General features: G+C 37.7%; 1 protein-coding gene and 1 pseudogene. Both read right to left on the bottom strand.

The features are described from left to right. Positions 1–146, bottom strand: a pseudogene (locus tag CLV62_RS22135) (bifunctional 4-hydroxy-2-oxoglutarate aldolase/2-dehydro-3-deoxy-phosphogluconate aldolase); the annotation flags it as partial. Positions 147–364: 218 nt separating this feature from the next. Beyond that, on the bottom strand, positions 365–1,147 hold the full coding sequence (locus tag CLV62_RS21410; protein WP_110312791.1) for a gluconate 5-dehydrogenase: 783 nt from the start codon (positions 1,145–1,147) through the stop codon (positions 365–367). Positions 1,148–1,341 lie beyond the last annotated feature (194 nt).

Raw genomic sequence — 1,341 nt, 5'->3', positions numbered from 1 at the left:
TTGGTGAATTCGAAGGCTCTGACGCCTCCTTCATAACAGGCTTTGACTACTTGTTTGCTGGTTTCCAGGTCATTGTTGTAAAAGACCGGAACCATCCCTGTGGCTGCCATTTCCTGACAGGCTTCTATACGAGAAAATCGTGACATAGGTGGATTATTTTTTGTTTTTATTTACTAATTACTGTTTTAAGAAAAAAAGTAGATATGCAGGACACTAATCATTATAACCGAAATAACTAAGCTGACAATCTAAAATAAACTATGCATATCTACTTTTTATATTTTAAGGTCGCAAACCTTTTTTATTGTTTTGGTAAGTATTAATATAACCAATAGTGGTGACTAAATAAGGCTATACCAAATACTTATTTAGGTTGTTTCCCTATATAAGCAAGAATACCTCCATCTACATAAAGAATATGACCATTGATAAAGTCAGATGCCTTAGAAGCTAAGAAAACAGTTGGTCCTTCAAGATCTTCAGGTGTTCCCCAGCGTGCTGCAGGAGTTTTTGCCATAATGAAATCATTGAAGGGATGTCCTACCTCTCTTAATGGGGCTGTTTGTGGAGTTGCAATGTATCCCGGTCCTATGCCGTTGACTTGTATATTGTATTCGGCCCATTCACAAGCTAAATTTTTAGTCAACATTTTCAGACCGCCTTTTGCCGCTGCATAGGCTGTTACTGTTTCGCGTCCCAGTTCACTCATCATAGAGCATATATTGATTATTTTGCCTCCTCCTTTTCGTATCATTCCCGGAGCTACCGCTTTCGATACAATGAAAGGACCTGTTAAATCAACATTTATTACTTCATTAAAATCTTCTACTGACATTTCCAATGCCGGAATACGTTTGATGATTCCTGCATTATTCACTAAAATGTCGATATCTCCGTATTTTTGTGAAATATCGCTTACCATTGAGCGGACTTCCGCTTCTATAGTTACATCGCAAACATAACCATATGCATCTAATCCTAAAGCCCTGCACTTCAGCTCAGCTTCTCTTACTTTATCTTCGCTTCTGGCATTAAATGTAATTGTGGCTCCGGCTTTGCCTAAGGCTTGTGCCATAGCTATCCCTATACCGTAAGTGCCTCCTGTAACGAGGGCTACTTTGCCTTTTAGGGAAAATTGATCTTGCATTTTTTATTCTAGCTTTAAGGTCTTAAACCTATTTATTACTTTAGTAAGTATAACTGTTGATTATTATTAAATAATGTTGGATTAAATACTTACTACCAATTCCTTATCTGGATACCCTTCCCGAACCATCCCCTTTCATCAGGTTTTCCACTTCAGGGACAGTAACTAAGTTAAAATCACCGTATACCGTATGT

Source organism: Indolivaga alginatilytica, assembly GCF_003201355.1.
Lineage (GTDB): Bacteria > Bacteroidota > Bacteroidia > Bacteroidales > Dysgonomonadaceae > Dysgonomonas_A > Dysgonomonas_A alginatilytica.
This window is presented reverse-complemented; position numbering and strand designations above follow the sequence as displayed.